This window comes from Nocardia sp. 2TAF39 (genome assembly GCF_052114905.1).
Classification (GTDB): domain Bacteria; phylum Actinomycetota; class Actinomycetes; order Mycobacteriales; family Mycobacteriaceae; genus Nocardia.
Genome location: NZ_JBFRFQ010000003.1, coordinates 105,208 through 125,472 on the forward strand (window position 1 = coordinate 105,208; position 20,265 = coordinate 125,472).

A 20,265-nucleotide genomic window follows, 5' to 3' on the forward strand; every position below is an offset into this window, starting at 1 on the left:
GCGAGCACTGCATTAGCCAGCCGCCTCGCACACGCGTCATCCATCGAGCCACCTCCCGAGGTATGACCGTACACAGGCATCTGCGCCATAGTAATACGAAAATTAGGCGCAGACGAGACCAGCACGTCGTGGGGTTCGGATCGGACTGTATCCGAATGTCGCTACACACCTGATGATTAGTTGCTCTGCAGTCTCAACCTTTCCAATTGACCTTTGAGTCAATTTGCGTACTATTTTCGTATGCTTTCAAACGAACGCTCGCCCTGGTCGGGAGCTGCTGGAGATGCCTCGGCGGGAGCTCTACTCGCGAGAAGTCCGGATTGGACGGGGCCGCCGGGCGAAGATCAACTCCCCGACCGTCCCAGTCGAGCAACCCCCACGCGGCGCCCGGTACCGACGAAGCAGCCACCCCGCAGGTTCGACTGGTTCCTGTCCCCAATAGTGGCGGAATCGACCCAGATACAACAGATTTCGGTGCCTTGCGCGGGTGGGTCGGGGAATTCTGCACGGCTGGCGACCTCAGTTGCGACGCGCCTCGCCACGCAGTGGCATTGCGCACGATCGCAGGATCCCGATTGGGAGGACTGATCGTCGTATCTCTGCGTCTACCTGTTACGTAAGCAACCAGGGAAAGGGGGAGCCCGCTTGCGCCGGAATCCCGCAAACCGTCCGTCCGACCACTTCAAACGCGGACCGGCAGTCCGCATCCCGCAGCTCTCCAGCGCCTGCCGCTCGATCAGAGAAGACTTTGGCCTCTCCCGAGCCGAGGCCCGGGACCGCACCGGGCTGAGCGACGGCTACTTGTTCGAGATCGAACGAGGCAAGCACGTACCCAGTCTCGAGGCGTTGGAAAAGTTGATCGCCGGCTACCGTCTCAACGTGGTGCAGGCACGCCATCTTCGCGAACTACGTGCACCCACCGAGGATCTTCTCCCGACCGCCAAGCTGCGAGAGTGCCTCATAGCGAACGACGTACTGACGTCTCACCTTCAAGGGCTCGAGGAACGGGGAGTACCTGGGGCCTACATAGACCCGGTGTGGAACGTGCTGGCCTGCAATGACTCCTGCCGAGCAGCTTTGCCCGGCTTGGAAGAGACAGCCGAATCCATCCCGGCCTGGCTGTTCAGCGCGACCGCCAAGACCATCGTCATCGAATGGGAGCGAGAAGCCGCTCACGCCGCGGCAGTCCTGAAAGGGATCTTCGGCCGCTACCGCGCCTCCGAGCAAGTCCGAGACCTCATGCGGCGACTGCGCCCCAACCATGACGCCAACCGGCTGTGGGGTCCGAGCCACAACGTCACTTACGGCCGCGACACCAGCGACCCGCTGCACTGGCGGCACCCCTCCACCGGTCAGCCGAACTCGTACATCATGACTGTCTCGGAGGTGAACCAGACCCAGAACGTTCTTCTCGTCACCACACTGCGCAGACCCTACTGCGGACCCAATACTGCCTAGTCACTCCAGAGGTTCTTTGCTGGTTCAAGGGGAGCCGGTCGGGCGGTCTGGTCGGCGCCGACGATGAGACCGCGCCACGAAACTATTGGTAATCGCGCGATGTACTCGACGATCATCATCTAGTGCTGACGAACCCGAACATGGACGACGAACGTCGAGTTCCCGAATTGGCAGCAGCGGCAGGAGAGCTGGTGCTTCGTCCTTGGTCGATGTCCTCGGCAGACGTTGGCTTGGTGCGGGAAGCGGCGGACGACGATCTGATCCCGTTGATCACCACGGTGCCGTCGACCTATACCCCGGAAGCGGCGGCCACGTTCATCGAGCGGCAGTGGGGGCGGGTCGCGAGCGGGAGCGGATACCCGTTCGTGATCGAGCGGGCCGTAGACGGCAAGCCTGTCGGCAGTATCGGAGTGTGGATGAAAGATGTCGTCGAAGGCCGAGCGTCGGTGGGCTATTGGCTTGTGGAGTCCGCTCGCGGGCAGGGTATCGCCGCGCACGCTCTGGGGGCCGTCGCTGCCTGGTCGTTTGAGCAGCTGCGCATTCCGCGGCTTCAGCTCTACGTGGAGCCCTGGAACGGCGCTTCCATCCGAACTGCCGAGCGGGCAGGCTTTCGACGCGAAGGGCTCTTGCGAGAGTGGCAACAATTCGGGGACAGCCGCCGCGATATGTTCATGTACGCGCGGCTCGCGCCACCAACCCGTCCACATGCGAGCCACCGAACTCCCACCGTTACGCGCGACAACAGGCCGACCGTCCGTGGCGCGGTGCCGGCGGATATCGAGAGGATCGTCGAGCTACGGGTGCAGGTGGCAGAGAAAGGCAAATGGATTGGGGCGGAGGCACCTATCGATACGGCCGACGCTGCACGGCACGTCCGAGCAGCTCTCGGCAACGAGGAGCACGGCGTGTTCGTCGCCGAGATCGACGGAAGAATTGGGGGCACGGCCACCGTCAGCTTCACCACCGGTGGCGTCACCAGTTTCGGCATGATGGTCGCAGCGAACCAACGAGGACGAGGTATCGGGACGGTGCTGCTCGACCGAGTCATCGGCTGGTCACGGGATCGGGGCGCGCACAAGGTGTCCCTCCAGGTATGGAGGCACAATCAACCGGCGATGGCGCTCTACGACCGCGCCGGCTTCGAGGTCGAAGGGGTGCTGCGGCGTCATTACCGACGCCGCAGCGGCGAGTTGTGGGACGCGGTGATCATGAGCCTGCCACTGGACACCGCAACCTGATAGACCCCCGGCCGCTCGCCACCACTTCCGCCCGCAGGACGGCGGCCGCATTGTGGGCCGAGGCACCGACAGCGATGGGCGGCGGCGCGTTACTGGGGCCATTGGTCATGGCAGTCGCAGGTCGTCGGTGTCGGCGCCAGCGTTCGTGGAGAGCTCAACGTACTGGTAATCCATCCGGGGTTCGACGCCGTAGAGGTGGGTGGCGTTCTGGCTGCGATGCAAATGTCCGGTCGTTGTTCGTATTTCGTGGTCTGGACACCGCTGGGCAGCGGGATAGAAGCCATCAGACGTTCACGCCCCGCCCTTATAGTCAGAGGCGATCGGTGGACAGAACACGAGGGGAGGCGGCGTTGTCCGATGAACTACAGGTCGAGGTGGCTCGGCTGCGTGACGCGTCACGGTTCATCGCTGTTAAGGCGCAGGTCATCCGGGATCGGCTGAAGCAGTTGGACGACACGATGGGTAAGGAGTTGCTGGCCGACGGTTGGCGAGGCAAGGCCGCCTCGGCCTATGACGAGTCGTGGGTTGAATGGAAGCGTGGCGCGGATGAGATCGTTGCGGCGCTGGAGAGTTCGGCGACGAACCTTGCAGACTCGGCCAACCGATACGAGGTGCGGGACTCCGCTAATCACGACGCGATCACCCAGTTCGGACGTCAGGTGTAGCGATGGCCGAAGACGACTACAGCTACCGGGTGAACCTCCAACAGCTCGATGACGCCATCACGACGATGGCAAAGTTCGGCGCCGACGCCGAAGGCTGGTTACGCGAGGTGGACCAGCACATCGCTGATCTGCATCTGTCCTGGTCGAGCCAGGCGGCCGAGGCTCAGCGCGCCGCGCATGACCGGTGGATGGCCGGTGCGGCAGAGATGCGCGAGAACCTCGACGAGTTACGCGAGGTGGCGCGACAGGCGCACACCAACTACTCCGGAGCGGTCCAGACAAACCTGGGAATGTGGCCCTGATGGCTCCGGCGTTCCCGATCATCGTTTGTCGGCATCAGGAGTACAACTCGGCCGGCCAGGCGTTCGCGTCGGTGCGAGACGGCGGCACCGAGGTGCATGCGGCGCTGGTGCGAACTCTGGTCGGCTACGGCGGGATGGCCGGAACCGACAGCGCGGGCACCGAATGGGCCAAGGCATACGACGAGGCGGTAGGCCTCGCCTTGCACGCGTCGTCGAAGCTGGTATCCGCGTGCGGGCGCACCGGCGATCTCCTCACCGCCGGGGCATACAACCACGCCTCGAGCGAAGCTGCCTCCAACCCCGCGTCATCTGCGCCACCAGTGTCCCCGACGCCCGGTTTCGAGCCGTGCTTGGCGCTTTTCGCGCCGTCTGCCTCCGGGGCGGCCGGATCGGAGCCTTTCGGGTGGTCGCTGGTCAAATCCGCCTCCGGGTTGGTGTGGCCCGACGGCCACCAAGATCAGCTGCGGGCCGCGAAGACCGTGTGGTACGGCGCTGCTGCGGCGTTGGCCGACGCGGCGGGGCCGATCCCTGGGGCGGTGGGGATGCTGGAGAACCAGCAATCGCCCGAGATCCCCAATGCGATCAGAACCTGCAATGAGATGGGTGTGGACCTCGATCACCTGGCGTCGGCGTATCGGGCGATCGGAGACTCGTGCGGCGACTACGCACAGCATCTGGACGACGCGCATCACGAGATCCTCGAAGAACTCAGGAAGATGCTCATCGAGACCGCGGCTGTGGAAGCGGTCATCCAGGTGGGGGCGTTCGTCACCGCCGGGCTGTCGGAACTGGGCAACTTCGGCGTCGCGGCGCGTATCAGTATGTACACCGCGCGGATCAGCCGGATCATCGCCGAACTGGTGACCAAAGCCGCAGCAATCGCGCGCCGCGTCGGCAGCGTGATCGGCACGACGCTCAAGGCGATGTCCGCCCGGCTCGGCCGATGGCTCGAGCAAGCGGTAGCCAAACTCTGGCGGGGCGGCGAAGCGGCACCCCAATTGTTCTCCCGCAGTGCCGCACGAACGAACATGGATGTTCTCGCCAACGGCGGCGGGATCCCGATGACGGAGGAGACGATTGTTGCGCTCGCGCAAAAAGCTGGCATCGACCTGACCGGAGTCGAGATCAACATCGTCAGGGATGCCGAGCAGGCCCGCTATCTCGATTACTGGGATGCCTGTGCGCAGACTCCGACCGAGCTGGGAGGGCGTCAGATCAGGTTCGGTCCCGCCTCCTTCATGGACGAGGAAACAATGGTGTCTACCATCGCGCACGAAATGACCCACGTCCGCCAAATTCTCGACGGCAGGACGCTGGGCACTGGAGCGGTACGCGACCTCGAAGCTGAGGCATACGCCAGTGAAGCAGGCCCGCTTGCCCGATTCAGAGGAGTTCAGTGATGAATGACGTCGACTTCACCGTCACCCACGTGTGGGACTTCCAAGACCGCGGTGGACTGCTGGTCACCGGCCGGCTGGCCGCTGGTGACATCACCGTCGGCGACGTGCTCTACGACTCCGCCAACAGCGCAACAGTGAGAGTCATCGGGGTGGAGTTCCACGGAGGCCGCCATCCAGGGGAATACACCCTGGTCGTGGACCGTCGCGACACCGACCACGTTCGAATCGGCCAACTGCTGGTCAGCCAGCCCGCTCACACGGCAACCGACCCTGAAAAACCATGACCGACATCGACAAGTGGAACGAACGCACCCAGCGCGAACTCGCCGAGATTCGGCGAACCGGCCAACAGTTAGCGACAGCCGCAGCTGCCATACGAGGTCGCGGTGAAGTCCGAGGCATCACCGTAGAGGTGGACATGCAAGGCGACATCACCAATCTGCAGATCGCTCCAGGAGCGATGCGCTGGTCGAGCACACAACTGACCGCCGCACTGTTGGACGGTCACCGTCGAGCACGTGCCGACGCGGCAGCAAAAGCGGAAAAACTCTTACGGACAACGGATCCTCGGATTCGACAGCAATCCCAAGAGTTGAAGGACGAACTCGCAAAAGCCCAGCCCGCGCCGCGTCGCCCATTGACAGAGCACGAAGTTCAAGAGGCCGACGACCGGTACTTCGAACGCATGAACGGATGGACGACTCCAGATCGCTGATTTGGTGAAGTCGCGGTTGACCAGATCCGGCGCCCGGCGTGGCCCGCCGATCCTGCCGAGTTCTTCGCTGCTGCCACTGATCAACTCCTACCGGTCCTATCGGACCACAGATTGGAGCTCTCCGTGAAAGCGGGGTTCCTCAGGCTTCCCACGAGTGTCTGATCTTGCTGGACCCGAATAAGCATGGTACGAAAGAGATTAGCTTCTCAGGGCATTTTTCAGCACACGCTGCCGCAGACACGTGCGCGGCAGGCACCTGAGAAGGAGGGAACTCCGTTGTGGCGGAATCCCAGTCATCACCGCAGCCTCGGGCGCATGTTTCTCGCCCCGACGCCTGCGCCACCATTCCTCGTCCGAGACAAGCTGACTCGCGACTCCTGCGAGCCGCTATCGCCGCACCGACTGCAGTCGGTCTGCCCTGCACGAGACAGAGACTCAGCTTCCTCGAGGGGCTCCGTTGAAATTCGATGACGTGTGGCTCAGCACAGCGGAACTAGCCGCACGCCTCAAGATTCCCGTGAAGACACTCGCAGTCTGGGCTTCTGCCGGGCGGGGTCCCAGATACGCACGGATAGGACGATACCGACGGTATCGGTTGAGCGATCTACTCGCGTGGGAGCAGGACCAACTCGACAAGAGTGGACGGCCAGATCCCGATGAGCCGACCGATCGGGCACGAGACTCTCGGTGTCGGCCGCCAACGAAGGAAGACCGCAGTCACCACCGGAACTAGCGAGCACAGACAACCTTCGTAGACAACTTTCAGCAATCAATCGGCTCTTGTCCGCATTGCTGAGATCTAGCAGTTTGTTTCTGGCTCGACCATCAAAACCAGGCAGGTCCGATCGCGACTCGGCACTCTCGCATGCTTCGCAAACTTCTCGCATACACAAAGGGGTCGTTCGCCTTGAGGTCAGCGGCTGCCCAACCACCGCTCTCCCGCAGGAAAGGACAAACGTTGCCCAGACAATCTCTTCCGATCGGTACCTATGGCCGAATCACCACCAAGAAGCAGCCGAACGGCAGCTGGCGCGCCGTCACACGCTTTCGCGACCCTGACGGAATCACCCGAATGGTGAACAACTACGGCCCTACCAAGGGCAAGGCTGAAGGCAACCTCCGCGAAGCTTTGAAGAACCGTGACGGCGGGCGCGGCGAGCTGATCACACGGGACACGAAGCTGTCTGAACTGGCCGATCTCTGGCTGGCCGAGAAGTCGCTACAGGAAGGCGTGACGGAACAGTCGCTGGATCTGTACCGATCGGAAATCGAGGTCTCCACCGATATTCGAGCCAGCAAGGACACCATCAAGATCAAATCTGCACTGGGCGGACTCCGGCTGTGGGAGGCAACCACCTCACGTATCGATGCGCACCTGAAGCGCATCATGCTGAACGGCCATCGGGAGAAGGCGCGGCGGCAGCGGGTCATCCTCTCGGAAATGATGAGCATGGCCGTCCGCCACGACGCCATCGACCAGAACCCGGTCCGCGAGGTGGCCGACCTGCCCCGCAAGCGCCAGAAGCCGCGGGCGGCCGATCTCGAGACGCTGACCGAGCTCCGAGAACAGCTCAGATCGTGGCTGGCGGGCGAGAACATCGACGGCACCCCTGGATACAAGAGCGGTCCCAAGCGCAACGTTCGCGTCTTGGACGTCGCCGACGTCGAGTTGGGCACCGGACCCCGCCCTGGAGAGGCGTTGGCGTTGCGCTGGTCCGATGTGGATCTGGAGTCGACTCCACCGCGACTTACCTTCTCCGGCACCATTATTCGTATCAAAGGTAAGGGGCTGATCCGTCAGGAGTGGACGAAGACAGATTCCGGATTCCGGACAGTGATCCTGCCGCAATTCGTCGTCGACACGCTAGAGCGCGTCAAAGCCCAAGCAGTCGACAACAAGTTGGATCTGGTGTTCCCGAACCGCGACGGCGGGATTTGGGACCCCCACAACTTCAACAGACTCTGGCGTCAGGCACGCGGCGAGAAGTTCGCGTGGGTGACCCCGAAGACGTTCCGCAAGACGGTCGCATCGATGCTGGCGCAGGAGCACGGCCCTCGTGCCGCAGCTCAGCAACTCGGCCATGCGAACACTGCTACCACCAAGCGGCACTACATCGACCAGCCGACCCAGGCCCCCGATTTCACGACCACGCTGGACAAGTTTGTAAGCTGAAAGCGTGACGTTTCCGTGACGCTTACGGGCATCAAAAGGAAAAACCAGGGTCAAACTGTAGCGTTTGCCCTGGTCAAAGCTCCCCCATCTGGACTCGAACCAGAAACCTGCCGATTAACAGTCGGCTGCTCTGCCAATTGAGCTATAGGGGACTATCCTCGGCTCGCTCGGTACCGGGCGGGCCGAGGAGAAACTTTAGCGTATCGCTGGGCGAGGGCCCAAATCGCGTCTCTAGCTGCTGACTTGTCCCGGATCGCGGGGGTGTTTCGTAGCGGGCATCCGGATCGACAGGCGTGCGGGGCGTCGGGCAGGATGGTAGCCGCGAACAGGCAACGGGAGGAGCACATCGAGATGCTGCGGTTGATCATCGGCGTGGCGGCCGGTTACGTACTCGGCAGCAAGGCCGGTCGGGCTCGCTACGAACAGATCAGTGCGGCTACTCGCGCACTGACCGAGAGCCCGGTGACCCGCAAGCTCGTGCTCGTCGGTAGGCAGAAATTGGCGGACAAGCTCAGCACACAGCCGCGCCTGGAGCCGATGGAGCCGCTCGACGAGCGGACCACCGTCATGGTTCCACACGACCAACTGCGCCGCTGAAGGATTGTCACGGGGTCGATCGAGCGGGTCGCTGCGGGCGTCGTCGAACCGAACAGCCTCACTCGGCCCATTGGCAGTCCGGGCACAGACTGGCGAGGACCAGGGACCGGTCTGAATCGTGGTTAGCCCAGACCCGACCGAGTGCGCCATATCCGGCGGCGTGGGCGGAGCACAAAGCCCTGCTCATCCCACTGAACGGCTACGACGGGCCCAGTGTGCACCGAGCTACGGCACGAAACCGCACAACTGAACGAACCTTGTGCGAGGAACCACGCCGATGCGCCGAGAAACGCCGCGGGGATCGATCGCAAGACGGATTTTGCGACCGTTACGCCCCGGTCGCGAAATCGCCGTGGCTGCCCATCGCCTGGGTGAGCAAGCTCTTGCGGTACTGCTCCAGGGCGACCAGATCGCCGAATAGAGCGAAGTACGCCTCCGGCTGTTCGGTCGAGGACACCCGCTGCAGCTTGGACTTCAGCTCGGCGATCTGCCTGCCGACCCACGCCTCCTGGGTGCGCGCCAGCACACCGGCGACGAAGCGCGGGATATCCGCCTCGGACTTCACCGGCAGTGGCTCGTTGGCCAACTCGGACAGCATGGCCCGCACCGTGAGGTCGTCGGTGCGGTCCGCGACGGCGTTGACCCATTCGGCGCCACCCAGCCCGGCCGCCGTGCCCCCTGCCCGGGCGATCAGCGTGCGGACGACCGTGTAGGCGGGGTGGGTGAAGGCCTCCGGCTCGAGCGCGTCGAAACCCGCCCCGGCCATCGCCGGGTACTGTAGCGCGGCGGCCAGCACCTGTCGTTGCGGCAGCAGCGTGGGGTCGTTCGGATTCGGCCGTGCCGCAGGATGTTCGGCGACCACCTCGCGTCGCGGCGGCGCGGTCGCGCGGCCCACTCCGGTGTGCCCGCCGCCGTTGCGATTCCGCTTGGCCTCCTCGCCGACTCGGCGCACGACGGTCTGGATATCGTCCCAGCCGACCCAGCCTGCCAGCTTGGTGGCGTACGCCTTGCGCAGAGCGTTGTCCTTGATCTGCGCGACCACGGGCACTGCGCGGCGCAGTGCCTCCACCTGCCCTTCGGCGGTATCCAGGTCATGGTCGGCAAGCAGACCGCGAACCACGAACTCGTACAACGGGGTTCGGCGCGCCACCAGGTCGCGCACGGCGCCGTCGCCGGAGTGCTGGCGCAGCTCGCACGGGTCCTGCCCGTCCGGCGCGATCGCGATGTAGGTCTGGCCCGCCAGCTTCTGGTCGCCCCCGAAAGCTTTCAGCGCCGCGGCCTGACCTGCCGCGTCACCGTCGAAGGTGTAGATGATCTCGCCGCGCCAGAAGTTGTCGTCCATCATCAGGCGGCGCAGCAGCGCGAGGTGTTCGTCACCGAAGGCGGTGCCGCACGAGGCGACAGCGGTTTTCACGCCGGCCGAGTGCATCGCCATCACGTCGGTGTAGCCCTCCACCACGACGGCCTGATGTCCCTTGGCGATCTCCCGCTTGGCGTGATCGAGCCCGAAGAGCACCTGAGACTTCTTGTACAGCAACGTTTCCGGGGTGTTGATGTACTTGCCGGGCATGGTGTCGTCATCGAAGAGCTTGCGTGCGCCGAATCCGATGACGTCGCCGCCGAGATTGCGGATCGGCCAGAGTAGACGCCGGTGGAAGCGGTCGATCGGGCCGCGCTGGCCCTGCCGCGACAGTCCGGCGGCCTCCAGCTCCTTGAAATCGAAACCCTTGCGCAGCAGATGCTTGGTCAGCGTGTCCCACCCGGCGGGGGCGTAGCCGCAGCCGAATTGCTGAGCCGCGGCCGCGTCGAAATTGCGGTCGGTGAGATATTTGCGCGCCGCCTCGGCTTCCGGCTCGCGCAATTGGGACAGGTAGAACTCGTGCGCGGCCGCGTTCGCCGCGACCAGGCGGGAGCGGGTGCCCCGGTCGCGCTGCACCGAGGTCCCGCCACCCTCGTAGTTGATCTGGTAGCCGACCCGGTCGGCGAGCTGCTCGACCGCCTCGACGAAGCCGACGTGCTCGATCTTCTGCAGGAAGGCGAACACGTCGCCGCCCTCACCGCAGCCGAAGCAGTGAAATAGGCCGTGGTTGGGTCGCACGTGGAACGAGGGCGATTTCTCGTCGTGGAACGGGCACAAACCCTTCATGGAGTCCGCACCCGCGCGTTTCAGCGCTACGTACTCCCCCACCACATCTTCGATCCGGACGCGTTCGCGTATCGTCGCGATATCGCGATCAGGGAGTCGTCCGGCCACGGCAGTGAGTCTAGGCGAAGGCGGCGGCGACCCGCCCGGAGGCTGGTCAGGCCGGGTCGGAAGAGTTGACGCGCTATACGTTCAACTGGGCGGCGACGCGCTCCAGACGGCTCTCGGTGTAGGAGGCGATCTGGTCGACGATGACGCGTACATGGGCGGTGTCGTCGGTAGCAGCGTCCCAGACGGGCAGCAGGAGCGGGTCGAGGCTGTGCGGGGCGGTGGCCAGCAGCCGCTCGGCCACCGCGAGGATGCGTTCCCGCTGGGCGGCCTGCCGCAGCTTGTGCGCCGGATCAGACATGACGTAGCGCAGTGCGACGGTCTTCAGCAGGGCCACCTCGGCGGCGACGATGCGCGGTATCTCCAACTCGGCGTCATAGCGGGAGAGCTGCCCTTGCCCCGCGACCTCCCTGGTCGCCATGATCGCGGCGGTGGCGAAACGGCCGACGAGCTCGCTGGTCAGGCGCTTCAACGCGACCGAAGCGGAGAATGTGCCGTCGTACCCGGAGGCCGCCGCGACCACGGGCAACTCCGACAGTCGTTGCGCGGCGGCGGTCAGTTCGTCGGCCGACAGCGAGTGCTGAAATTGGCCGAGGGTCGCCAGCGCGTCCTGCTCGGCAGGGTCGGCGAGGGCGCGTAGATCGATACGCCCGGCGAGCACACCGTCCTCGACGTCGTGTACCGAGTAGGCGACGTCATCGGACCAGTCCATGATCTGGCACTCCAGGCTGGGTCGCCGATCGGGCGCACCCTTGCGTATCCACTCCAGACGCTCGGAGTCGACCTCGTACGCCCCGAACTTGGTGCCGGAACCTGTTCTGCCCCAAGGATATTTGAGGGCGGCGTCCAGTGAGGCACGGGTGAGGTTGAGGCCGGCGCTGGTACCGTCGGCCGCGAGCACCTTGGGTTCGAGGCGGGTGAGGATGCGCAGGTTCTGCGCGTTGCCCTCGAATCCGCCGTACGCATCGGCGAAGGTGTCCAGCGCTGTCTCGCCATTGTGGCCGTAGGGTGGGTGGCCGATGTCGTGGGCAAGGCCGGCCAGGTCGACCAGGTCTGGGTCGCAGCCGAGGCCGTCGGCGATGCTGCGGCCGATCTGGGCGACCTCGATGGAATGGGTGAGCCGGGTGCGCGGGGTGTCCCCCTCGCGCGGACCCATGACCTGGGTCTTGTCGGCCAGCCTGCGCAGCGCGGCCGAGTGCAGCACACGGGCGCGGTCACGGGCGAACTCGGTGCGGTGGCCGGTTTCGAACTCACTGCGCGGCGGCCCGAGGCCCGCAGTCTTGGCGCCTTCGACGACGATGCGTTCCCTGTCGTATTCGGTGTAGCTGTCGCCCATCGGATCTCACTGTCCCGCCGTATATGTGAAGTCCGCCGAGAAATGGGTGAGCTGGTACCACAGTAAAGCGCCGGTCTCCCTGGCGATTCCGTGCGCCTGTGATTCCCGGGTGTAGACGGCGGGACCGGTTCTGGTCGGCGCGGTCCACGCGGCGAGGCCTTCGTCGCGCGCCATGGTGCGGGTGCGCAGCGAATGCCAAGGATCGCTGACCAACACCGCGGAGGTCATGTCGCGCGCACGCATCGCGGTCGCGACCGCCTCGACACTACGCACGGTGTCCGAACCGGTTTCGACGGCGAGGATCTTGTCGCTGGGCACTCCGCGCGACTGCAAGTAGTTCTTCCCGGAAGCGGCCTCGGTGAACAGGTCGCCCTCCTGCTTGCCGCCGACGGTGATCACCCGCGGCGCGACACCGGCCCGGAACAGCTTGTACGCCTGATCGAGTCGCGCCTCGAATACGGTCGACGGGGTGCCGGAATACTGTGCGGCGCCGAGCACGACGATCGCGTCGGCCTTCGTGTAGTCGTCGATCCGCGCGACCTGCCACACGCGGAACGCGGTCCCGCCGACCAGCACCGCGCCCATCACCACCGAACCGACGACCAGTCGCCGTGCCCAGCGCAGCAACCCCGCGCCGAAGCCGAGCGGCCGGGCGAGGTCGCGAGCCGAACCAGCTCTGTTGCGCGTCGTTGGCGAGTTCACTCCCCAAGTCTGCCAGTAGGCGTGCCACTCCCGGCGAGTTCGGGCGCCCGGCGCGCGGTCCTCGGCTGATAGCACCTCTGCGAGGAACCAATCAATCGTGCGAAGAGGCACTGAACGCGCGACGGGGTACAGCTCGGGGATTACCAGCCGCGGGCGCGCCAGTCGCCGAGGTTCGGGCGCTCGGTGCCGAGGGTTGTGTCGTCGCCGTGGCCTGGGTAGACGACCGTGTCGTCGGGGTACCGGTCGAAGAGTTTTGTCGTCACATCTGCGAGCAGCGAGGTGAAGTCGTCGGATGCGGTGGTGCGGCCTACACCACCGGGAAACAGGGAGTCGCCGGTGAACAAGTGGGTGCGACCGGCGCCGTCGGTGAGGGCGAGGGCGACCGAGCCCGGGGTGTGGCCGCGCAGGTGGATGACCTCGAAGACCAGCTCGCCGATGGTGATGGTGTCGCCGTCGGCGAGGAGGCGGTCGGGGCGGACGGGCAACGGCTCGGCGTCCAGCACGTGGGCGGCGGTCGGGGCGGCGGTGGCGGCGGTGATCGCCCGCAGCGCCAACCAGTGGTCGCGGTGCTGGTGGGTGGTGACGATCAGCTGGATACGCCCCGACGTTTCCTGCTCGATAAGGGCCGCGATGCGCTCCGCCTCATTCGCGGCGTCGATGAGCACGGCGGCCCCGGTATTCGCGCACTGCACCAGGTAGCAGTTGTTGTCCATGCCGCCGACGGACATCTTGACGATCCGCGCGCCGGGGACGTCGCGCTGCTGCGGATTGGAGTTCGGGGATACGTGGCCGGTGTACGGGCGATCGATGGTGATCACGGAACGATGTTAACCAGTTAGATTCTTGCCATGTCATTGCCGCTGCCCAATGGCCTTACCCGCTGGACCGCCCGGCTGGCGATCGGCATCCTGCTGGCCGGCAACGCCTTGATCGGCGCTGCGACGGTCGCGGCCGAACCGCCCCTGCGAATGGGGACCTACGTCGAGGACTCGACCGAGGCACTCGACCCGGGCCGGCTCGACCGGGTGCGCTCGTCGGTGGATCAGCTCTATGCCGACCAGCAGGTGCGGCTGTGGGTGGTATATGTGCACAACTTCGACGGGCTCACCCCGGAAACCTGGGCCCGGCGCACCGCCTCGATGTCCGGGTTCGGCGCGCGTGACCTGCTGCTCGCGGTCGCCACCGAGGACCGCGGCTACTGGGTCGAGGGACGGTTGCCCAGCGGGGTCAGCGATTCCGAACTCGACCGCATCCTGACCCGCGAGGTCGAGCCCGCCCTGCGCGACGGGCGCTGGGCCGACGCCGGAGTCGCGACAGCCGACGGTCTGGACTCGGCCATGCGCGGCGGCGGAGTGAACATCGGCGCCATACTGATCATCGGCCTGCCCATCGTCCTCGTGGTCGGCGGTGTGGTGCTCTACTCGCGCAAGCGGCGCCGCGACCGGGCAAAGGCCGACCTGGCGGCCGCGCGAGAACTGGACCCGGAGAACACGGCGGCGCTGGCGGCGCTGCCACTGGAGGCCCTGCATGCGCGGTCGAGTGAGGTGCTGGTGGAGATCGACAACGCGGTCCGCACCAGCGGCGAGGAACTCGAGCTGGCTACCGGCGAATTCGGCGTCACCGCGACCACTCCGTTCACCACCGCGCTCGACCACGCGAAAGCCGCGGCTGCCGAAGCTTTTTCGATCCGGCAGCGGCTCGACGACGACCTTCCGGAGACGCGGGAGGAGCAGCGCACGCTGCTGATCGACCTGATCGGCACCGTGGGTCGCGCCGATCGCGAACTCGACGCGCAGGTCACCGAATTCGACGCCATGCGTAATCTGCTGATCAACGGCTCGGACCGGTTGAACGCCCTCACCAGGGACCTTGTCGATCTCACCGGCCGCATCCCTGCCTCGGAGGCGGAGCTGACCCGGCTCACCGCCGCTCATCCGGCCAGTGCTCTTGCACCGATTCAGGACAACGTCGCCATGGCGCGGGAACGAATCGCGTTCGCGGAGCGCAATATCGACGTGGGACGGTCCGCACTCACCCAGCCGGTGGGCGAGCAGGGTGGCGCGGTGGCGGCGATCCGGTCCGCTGAGGCCGCCATCGGCCAGGCCCGCACCCTGCTCGACTCCGTCGACAACGCGGCGACCACAATCCAGCAGGCCCGCGACGGATTGCCCGGCGTGCTGGACGAGCTGCGCCGCGACATCGCCTCCGCCACCGAGCTTTCCACCTTCGGCGGGCCTGCACTGGCCACCGCCGTCGCCGCTGCGCGATCCACCCTGGAAAAGTCGACCGTCGCCGCGGACTCCGATCCGCTGGACGCCTTCCACGACGCGGTCATCGCCGACAGCGACCTGGACCGTGCCCTCGCCGCGGCCACCGATCGCAAACTGGCCGCCGAGGACCTTCGGCGCAGGCTCGAGCGAGCACTGACCGACGCCGGTGCCCGGGTCGGCGCGGCCTCGGACTACGTCACCACCCGGCGCGGCGGCGTGGACGCCGAGGCTCGCACCCGGCTGTCGGAGGCGCAACGCAACCTCGACGAGGCACAGCGGCTGCGCGCGGGTGACCCGGCGCAGGCGCTCGAGCACGCGCAGGCGGCGGCAACCCTGGGCGGGCGCGCGATGCGGGCGGCGCAGGCGAGCGTGCACGCCTGGGAGAGCAGCCAGGCACCATCCGGCGGCGCCCAGGCCGGGGCGGTGCTCGGCGGCATCCTGATCGAAGGGCTGCTGCGCGGCGCGGCGAGCGGTGCGCGGCGCTCCGGGTCCGGCGGCTGGAGTGCGGGCTCCTACGGCGGCTCGACCGGTTCCCGTCGGATCGGCCGCGGCGGAAGGTTCTGATTACTGCGACATCAGACACCAACCGCCGACAGCGCGGTCAACTCCGCACGGGCCGCGGCGAGAAGACGGTCGGCGTGCACGCCCCCGCCGAGCAGGCCGACGGTCAGCTCACGGGCGAATGTGTAGACCAGGAAGGTAACCGCGGCGGAGGCGCCCGCCGACGGTCGGGGGTGGGCGGAGAGGTAGACGATCTCGTAGTCGGTCAGTTCGATCGCGGCCGGTGTGCGGAAGGTGGGAACGACGCCGGTGTTGGTCACCGCGATGTGCCCGGCCAGCGAGTAGGTTCTGGTCGCACCGTAGAAATCCGGAAAGTGCAGAACAGACTGGTGCACAACGCCCGAGGACAGATCGTCGGCCAGCCGGCCCGAAATGCGCTGCGCCAGTTCGACGAGACTCCCCGCAGGATCGACCTCGGCCACGAACGAGGCCATCCCGGCCATGTTCGTCCCCGCCGCCGCGGCGACGGGCGGATCGAACCGCGAGCGCAGGTCTACCGGATACAGACAGCCCAACGGCAATGCACCGCCGACGGTTTCGCTCGCGTATGCCCGCAACAATGCGGCGGTGACGAGCCCGTTGACCGTCACTCCCGACTTGCGTCCCAGCCCGACGATGCGCGTAGTGGCGTCCGGATCAAGACGCGAGCGCCGCGGACGCGCGAGCGTGCTGGGCGCGGGTTCCTCGCCGGCGGCGGGCACGACCTCGGCCTCCGGGGGAAGCGGCTTGGTCACGTCTTCGAATCCGGACACAACGGACCTGGCGACGCCATGCGCTTCGACGTACCACTCCAGCGGCTTCGGATAGGACTGTGGCACAACGGTTATGGGCGCACGATCGATGATGTCGGTGTAGTAGTCCCAGAGCCGGGACAACAGTCCGACGCAGTGCCCCGCGTCGGCGATGCTGTGGTGCGTGAACAGAGTGACACGCCAGCGGTCCGCGCCCGCGCCGACGACATCCAGGTAGGCCAACTGCGCGGCGGGATCCACCGCGGGTGGATCGATGGTTTCCACGTCACCGTGGCGCACCGACGCCGGGGTCCACGCCTGCTCGTCTGGAGCGAGCAGATATCCCTGTCCCGCAACATCTTCCATGATTCGGCAGGCCACCACCGGATACGCGCGCCGCACACTGTCGAACGCCTCCCGCAGCGCGGCCGCGTCGAGTGGTCCTTGCACCGACACCGACCGCCCCGTGTAGGTGCCGTGCCGTACGAACCGCTGCTCCGACGGCGCCAACGTCCGCAGCACATCATCCTCATCCCGCAACACTTCGCAAGCGTGCGGCAACTCCGGCACGGGTGCAAACCAGGCCGCCCGGGCGGATGCGGAAGACTGCCGGTATGAGTCTCGCGGCACGTCTGGAGGACATCGGCCGACCCCTGGTCGAGGAACAGCTCACCCATCCCACGGTGGCCGGGATCGCCGAAGGCACGCTACCCGAGCCGATCTTCCGCTCCTGGCTGGAGCAGGACTATCTGTTCCTGCTCGACTACGTCCGGGTGTTCGCCCGCCTCGCCTGGCAGGCGCCCGCGGCCCATCTCGGCGACCTGGTCGACCTCGCGCACGCCACCTACCACGAGGAGTTGTCGCTGCACCGGTCGCTCGCCGTCGAGTTCGGCGCCGACCTCGACGGCGCGACCAAAGGCGCGCCGTGCTCCGCGTATACGGCGTTCCTGCTCGAGTCGGCTGCCTCGTACAGCGAGGGCCTTGCCGCCCTCTATCCGTGCATGTGGGGGTACTCCACGCTCGGAGTACTGCTCGCGCGGAACCCGCCCGGCGAGCCGCGCTATCGCCGCTGGGTCGACACCTACGCCGATCCCGGCTTCGCCGAGCTTGCCCGGCGTTGCGCGCAGATGATCGACGAGGCGGGCACCGACCCGGCACGCGCGGAAGAACTATTCAGGGAAGGCATGCGCCACGAACTCGCGTTCTGGGACGTGCCCCGCTGACTCGCCTGCACGGACGGATCAGGGCACAGCTCGCGCCCGGATCTCGCGTCCATCGTGTTGGCGACCAAGCATTTCAGGGGTGCAGCACGATTTTGCCGCGGGTGTGGCGCTGCTCGAGTTCGCGATACGCGTCCTGCACCTTTTCCAGCGGATAGACCGCCGCGATCGGAACCTCGATGTCGCCCGCGGCGGCCTGATCGGCCAGTTCGGCGAGGACGTCGATAGTGGCCGCATCCGCGTTGCCCTCGCCTTTTACGCCGTACTTCTCAACAGCGACGAAGTTGATGATGGTGTCGATGCGATCCACCGGGACACCGAGTTCGATAGCGATGTCCACGTAGTCGGCGCCGTAGGTGTCGATGAATGCGTCCAGTCCATCTGGGGCTGCGGCGCGCAGTGCATCGATCAGATTGTCGCCGTATGCGATCGGGGTCGCACCGGTCGAGCGCAGCCACTCGTGATTGGCCTCGCTTGCGATGCCGATGACTTCGGCGCCCCTGGCGCGCAACAACTGCACCGTGATCGAACCTACTCCCCCGGCCGCACCGGAGACCGCGACCGTGTCGCCCTCCCCAGCCGCCACAGCACGCACAGCAGCGAAAGCCGTTGTGCCGGCTACGAACAACGCTCCGGCGACGTCCCAGTCCAGATTCGCAGGCTTGGGCGTCACCTGATCGGCGGGCACCACCACATGGGTGGCGTGGCTGGCGCGATTATCGGTGAATCCGAGCACCTCGTCACCGGCCCGAACACCGCCGACACCGGCACCGACCGCTACGATCCGGCCCGAGAAATCGGTGCCCTCCCCGGACGGGAACGTCGCAGGCCAGCGTTCGTGCAGCGCACCGGTTCGGATCATCGCCTCACCGGGATTGACGCTTGCCGCGACGACCTCGACGACCACCTGCCCAGGCCCTGCTTTCGGAGTGGGCACCTCGCGAACCTTCAATTCGTCGATCCCGCCGTAGCGGTCGAACTGCACTGCTCTCGTCATGCGTAGCTCCTCACCCTCGCTGATCTGCGGTCTTTCGAAGCGTCAACGGTCTGGTCCGACCGGATATTTCCGCCGACCGAAACCGGGGGATCGCGCCACCCCGACCGATCACGTCGCGGTGCCGTGAAACCTCGCGGTGCTCATTCCGACCACGACCGTCGACACGCGAGAACAGTCCCTGCAACAAACGGCTCCTGATCGAGAAACGCCCCGTGACCGGTTCGGCCACGGGGCGTCGTCGGAGTGAGTCAGGCGCCGATCAGGTGCTGGGCCAGGTAGCCCTCGACCTTGTCCAGCGCGATGCGCTCCTGAGTCATCGAGTCCCGCTCGCGGATGGTCACCGCCTGGTCCTCCAGCGTCTCGAAGTCGACGGTGATACAGAACGGCGTGCCGATCTCGTCTTGGCGGCGGTAGCGGCGGCCGATGGCGCCCGCGTCGTCGAACTCGACGTTCCAGTTCTTGCGCAGCTGCGCGGCAAGGTCTTTCGCTTTCGGCGTCAGATCCGCGTTGCGCGAAAGCGGAAGCACCGCCGCCTTCACCGGGGCGAGGCGTCGATCCAGCCGCAGCACCGTGCGGGTGTCCACGCCGCCCTTGGCGTTGGGTGCCTGGTCCTCGGCGTACGCGTCAACCAGGAATGCCATCAGCGAGCGGGTCAGACCGGCCGCCGGCTCGATGACGTAAGGGACGTACCGCTCGTTGGTGATCTGGTCGAAGAAGCTCAGCTCGGTGCCGGAGTGCTCGGCGTGCGTCTTCAGATCGAAGTCGGTGCGGTTGGCGACACCCTCCAGCTCACCCCACTCGTTGCCCTGAAAGCCGAATCGGTACTCGATGTCGGTGGTGCCCGCCGAGTAGTGCGAAAGCTTGTCCTTCGGGTGCTCGAAGAGCCGCAGGTTCTCGGCGGTGATGCCGAGGTCGGTGTACCAGGAGAACCGCGTGTCGATCCAGTACTTGTGCCACTGCTCGTCCTCGCCCGGTTTGACGAAGTACTCCATCTCCATCTGCTCGAACTCGCGGGTGCGGAAGATGAAGTTGCCCGGGGTGATCTCGTTGCGGAAGCTCTTGCCGATCTGCGCGATACCGAACGGTGGCTTCTTGCGCGCGGTGGTCATCACATTCGCGAAGTTGACGAAGATGCCCTGTGCGGTCTCGGGGCGCAGGTAGTGCAGACCCTCCTCGGACTCGATCGGGCCCAGGTAGGTCTTGAGCATCATGTTGAAGTCCCGCGGCTCGGTCCAGCGGCCGACGGTTCCGCAGTTCGGGCACGCGACGAGCTCCATCGAGACCGTGTCCGGATCGTCGATCTTGTTCTTCAGCGCGTACGCCTCCTGCAGGTGGTCCTGCCGGAAGCGGTGGTGGCAGTTCAGGCATTCGACCAGCGGGTCGTTGAACACGCCGACGTGACCGGAGGCGACCCACACCTGGCGCGGCAGGATCACCGACGAGTCGAGGCCGACGATGTCCTCGCGGCTGGTGACCATCGCGCGCCACCACTGCTTCTTGATGTTCTCCTTGAGTTCGACACCCAGCGGACCGTAGTCCCATGCCGACTTGGTGCCTCCGTAGATCTCACCGCTCGGGTACACCAGACCCCGGCGTTTGGCGAGGTTGGCAACGGTGTCCACCTTCGACTTGGGTGCCACTCGAGAATT

19 protein-coding genes and 1 tRNA gene are annotated in these 20,265 nt (G+C 65.9%); 12 read left to right on the forward strand and 8 right to left on the reverse strand.

Features of this window, described 5'->3' with window-relative positions; genetic code table 11:
- Positions 1–645: 645 nt before the first annotated feature.
- From AB4Z47_RS03065 to AB4Z47_RS03105, 9 genes are all read left to right on the forward strand, one after another.
- Positions 646–1,458, forward strand: coding sequence for an MmyB family transcriptional regulator (locus AB4Z47_RS03065; protein WP_441947638.1), 813 nt, complete (start codon positions 646–648; stop codon positions 1,456–1,458).
- A 122-nt stretch (positions 1,459–1,580) separates the two neighbouring features.
- Positions 1,581–2,696, forward strand: coding sequence for a GNAT family N-acetyltransferase (locus AB4Z47_RS03070; protein WP_441947639.1), 1,116 nt, complete (start codon positions 1,581–1,583; stop codon positions 2,694–2,696).
- A gap of 323 nt (positions 2,697–3,019) precedes the next feature.
- On the forward strand, positions 3,020–3,361 hold the full coding sequence (locus AB4Z47_RS03075; protein ID WP_441947640.1) for a WXG100 family type VII secretion target: 342 nt from the start codon (positions 3,020–3,022) through the stop codon (positions 3,359–3,361).
- A 2-nt stretch (positions 3,362–3,363) separates the two neighbouring features.
- Positions 3,364–3,663, forward strand: coding sequence for a WXG100 family type VII secretion target (locus AB4Z47_RS03080; RefSeq protein ID WP_441947641.1), 300 nt, complete (start codon positions 3,364–3,366; stop codon positions 3,661–3,663).
- Positions 3,663–5,063, forward strand: a complete 1,401-nt coding sequence (locus AB4Z47_RS03085; protein WP_441947642.1) for a WXG100-like domain-containing protein — start codon at positions 3,663–3,665, stop codon at positions 5,061–5,063. Before AB4Z47_RS03080 ends, AB4Z47_RS03085 begins: the two co-directional genes overlap by 1 nt.
- Positions 5,063–5,347 carry a hypothetical protein gene (locus tag AB4Z47_RS03090; protein WP_441947643.1) on the forward strand — a complete coding sequence of 95 codons (285 nt, stop codon included), beginning with the start codon at positions 5,063–5,065 and terminating at the stop codon, positions 5,345–5,347. The genes AB4Z47_RS03085 and AB4Z47_RS03090 overlap by 1 nt, the downstream gene beginning before the upstream one ends.
- Positions 5,344–5,778 carry a hypothetical protein gene (locus AB4Z47_RS03095; RefSeq protein WP_441947644.1) on the forward strand — a complete coding sequence of 145 codons (435 nt, stop codon included), beginning with the start codon at positions 5,344–5,346 and terminating at the stop codon, positions 5,776–5,778. The genes AB4Z47_RS03090 and AB4Z47_RS03095 overlap by 4 nt, the downstream gene beginning before the upstream one ends.
- A gap of 472 nt (positions 5,779–6,250) precedes the next feature.
- Positions 6,251–6,511: a helix-turn-helix domain-containing protein gene (locus tag AB4Z47_RS03100; RefSeq protein WP_441947755.1), complete on the forward strand. Its 261-nt coding sequence runs from the start codon at positions 6,251–6,253 to the stop codon at positions 6,509–6,511.
- A gap of 339 nt (positions 6,512–6,850) precedes the next feature.
- Positions 6,851–7,951 carry a tyrosine-type recombinase/integrase gene (locus AB4Z47_RS03105; RefSeq protein WP_441947645.1) on the forward strand — a complete coding sequence of 367 codons (1,101 nt, stop codon included), beginning with the start codon at positions 6,851–6,853 and terminating at the stop codon, positions 7,949–7,951.
- A 79-nt stretch (positions 7,952–8,030) separates the two neighbouring features.
- Here the strand turns inward: AB4Z47_RS03105 and AB4Z47_RS03110 are convergent.
- Positions 8,031–8,103, reverse strand: a tRNA-Asn gene (locus AB4Z47_RS03110).
- 199 nt (positions 8,104–8,302) lie between these two features.
- Between AB4Z47_RS03110 and AB4Z47_RS03115 the strand changes: the two genes are divergently transcribed.
- A complete protein-coding gene (locus tag AB4Z47_RS03115; protein WP_441947646.1) occupies positions 8,303–8,548 on the forward strand; it encodes a hypothetical protein in 246 nt (81 codons plus the stop codon).
- Positions 8,549–8,876: 328 nt separating this feature from the next.
- Here the strand turns inward: AB4Z47_RS03115 and dnaG are convergent, their stop codons facing one another.
- From dnaG to AB4Z47_RS03135, 4 genes are all read right to left on the reverse strand, one after another.
- Positions 8,877–10,802, reverse strand: coding sequence for a DNA primase (gene dnaG, locus AB4Z47_RS03120; protein WP_441947647.1), 1,926 nt, complete (start codon positions 10,800–10,802; stop codon positions 8,877–8,879).
- A 73-nt stretch (positions 10,803–10,875) separates the two neighbouring features.
- Positions 10,876–12,135 (reverse strand): deoxyguanosinetriphosphate triphosphohydrolase, encoded by a 1,260-nt coding sequence (locus tag AB4Z47_RS03125; protein ID WP_441947648.1) that lies wholly within the window; start codon positions 12,133–12,135, stop codon positions 10,876–10,878.
- Positions 12,136–12,141: 6 nt separating this feature from the next.
- A complete protein-coding gene (locus AB4Z47_RS03130) occupies positions 12,142–12,837 on the reverse strand; it encodes a YdcF family protein (RefSeq protein WP_441947649.1) in 696 nt (231 codons plus the stop codon).
- A 140-nt stretch (positions 12,838–12,977) separates the two neighbouring features.
- Positions 12,978–13,655, reverse strand: a complete 678-nt coding sequence (locus tag AB4Z47_RS03135) for an MBL fold metallo-hydrolase (RefSeq protein WP_441947650.1) — start codon at positions 13,653–13,655, stop codon at positions 12,978–12,980.
- 30 nt (positions 13,656–13,685) lie between these two features.
- Between AB4Z47_RS03135 and AB4Z47_RS03140 the strand changes: the two genes are divergently transcribed.
- Complete coding sequence (locus AB4Z47_RS03140) at positions 13,686–15,671, forward strand: TPM domain-containing protein (protein WP_441947651.1); 1,986 nt, start codon at positions 13,686–13,688, stop codon at positions 15,669–15,671.
- Positions 15,672–15,682: 11 nt separating this feature from the next.
- Here AB4Z47_RS03140 and AB4Z47_RS03145 read toward each other — a convergent pair whose 3' ends face one another.
- A complete protein-coding gene (locus AB4Z47_RS03145) occupies positions 15,683–16,942 on the reverse strand; it encodes a phthiocerol/phthiodiolone dimycocerosyl transferase family protein (protein ID WP_441947652.1) in 1,260 nt (419 codons plus the stop codon).
- Positions 16,943–17,013: 71 nt separating this feature from the next.
- On the opposite strand from AB4Z47_RS03145, the gene AB4Z47_RS03150 reads away from it, so the two are divergent.
- Entirely contained in the window at positions 17,014–17,622 is a 609-nt protein-coding gene (locus tag AB4Z47_RS03150; RefSeq protein ID WP_441947653.1) for a TenA family protein, read from the forward strand.
- A gap of 73 nt (positions 17,623–17,695) precedes the next feature.
- Here the strand turns inward: AB4Z47_RS03150 and AB4Z47_RS03155 are convergent, their stop codons facing one another.
- Together AB4Z47_RS03155 and AB4Z47_RS03160 are read right to left on the reverse strand one after the other, a co-directional pair.
- Entirely contained in the window at positions 17,696–18,616 is a 921-nt protein-coding gene (locus tag AB4Z47_RS03155; protein WP_441947654.1) for an NADP-dependent oxidoreductase, read from the reverse strand.
- A 248-nt stretch (positions 18,617–18,864) separates the two neighbouring features.
- A complete protein-coding gene (locus AB4Z47_RS03160; protein ID WP_441947655.1) occupies positions 18,865–20,256 on the reverse strand; it encodes a glycine--tRNA ligase in 1,392 nt (463 codons plus the stop codon).
- Positions 20,257–20,265 lie beyond the last annotated feature (9 nt).

Excerpts from the sequence above, each read along its gene's own strand:
- AB4Z47_RS03105 (WP_441947645.1), top strand. The coding sequence starts at position 6,851 with ATGGTGAACAACTACGGCCCTACCAAGGGCAAGGCTGAAGGCAACCTC.
- AB4Z47_RS03115 (WP_441947646.1), top strand. The coding sequence starts at position 8,303 with ATGCTGCGGTTGATCATCGGCGTGGCGGCCGGTTACGTACTCGGCAGC.
- AB4Z47_RS03090 (WP_441947643.1), top strand. The coding sequence starts at position 5,063 with ATGAATGACGTCGACTTCACCGTCACCCACGTGTGGGACTTCCAAGAC.
- AB4Z47_RS03085 (WP_441947642.1), top strand. The coding sequence starts at position 3,663 with ATGGCTCCGGCGTTCCCGATCATCGTTTGTCGGCATCAGGAGTACAAC.
- AB4Z47_RS03140 (WP_441947651.1), top strand. The coding sequence starts at position 13,686 with ATGTCATTGCCGCTGCCCAATGGCCTTACCCGCTGGACCGCCCGGCTG.
- AB4Z47_RS03125 (WP_441947648.1), bottom strand. The coding sequence starts at position 12,135 with ATGGGCGACAGCTACACCGAATACGACAGGGAACGCATCGTCGTCGAA.
- AB4Z47_RS03150 (WP_441947653.1), top strand. The coding sequence starts at position 17,014 with ATGAGTCTCGCGGCACGTCTGGAGGACATCGGCCGACCCCTGGTCGAG.
- AB4Z47_RS03155 (WP_441947654.1), bottom strand. The coding sequence starts at position 18,616 with ATGACGAGAGCAGTGCAGTTCGACCGCTACGGCGGGATCGACGAATTG.
- AB4Z47_RS03080 (WP_441947641.1), top strand. The coding sequence starts at position 3,364 with ATGGCCGAAGACGACTACAGCTACCGGGTGAACCTCCAACAGCTCGAT.
- AB4Z47_RS03095 (WP_441947644.1), top strand. The coding sequence starts at position 5,344 with ATGACCGACATCGACAAGTGGAACGAACGCACCCAGCGCGAACTCGCC.